Genomic DNA, 531 nt, shown 5'->3' with positions numbered 1-531 from the left:
ACTAAAAGGTTGAGTTCACCGTTATCGTCCAGAGCTTTTGCTCCGCTAAACTCTATACATCGAATGTCTTCGGTAATTTCAGAACCAGTTTGTGTGATGATCTGTGGGTGTTCTGGCACGGTAAAGATGACTTGAAAACTCACTACCGCAGCCATGATTAGAAAGGCTAAAGAGAGAACAAAACGCTTAAACATGAGAGCGTACCTGAATGCATGAAATAAAAAAGGAGCCTTATTGGGCTCCCTTTTAGCTTAATCAAAAATGCAATTGTAGTGAAATCTTAAATCGCGTCTTCATCTTCTGCTCCAGTACGGATACGAACCACACGCTCAACATCCGTTACGAAAATTTTACCATCGCCAATCTTACCTGTTTGCGCGGTTTCGATGATGGTTTCTACGCATTTGTCTGCTACATCTTCAGTAACAACAATTTCCAGTTTCACTTTTGGTAGGAAGTCCACCATGTATTCCGCACCGCGGTATAGCTCAGTGTGGCCTTTCTGACGACCAAAACCTTTCACTTCAGAAA

General features: G+C 42.4%; 1 protein-coding gene and 1 pseudogene. Both read right to left on the bottom strand.

The annotated features are described in order from the left end of the window. A pseudogene (locus tag R8N47_RS28080) lies at window positions 1-194 on the bottom strand (hypothetical protein); the annotation flags it as partial. 86 nt (window positions 195-280) lie between these two features. Next, window positions 281-531: P-II family nitrogen regulator (locus R8N47_RS28075; RefSeq protein WP_318186469.1), on the bottom strand; the 251-nt coding region annotated here is incomplete at its 5' end.

The organism is Vibrio sp. 2132-1, assembly GCF_033344315.1.
Note: the sequence above shows the minus strand (reverse complement) of the source record. Positions and strands in the feature narration are given on the sequence as shown.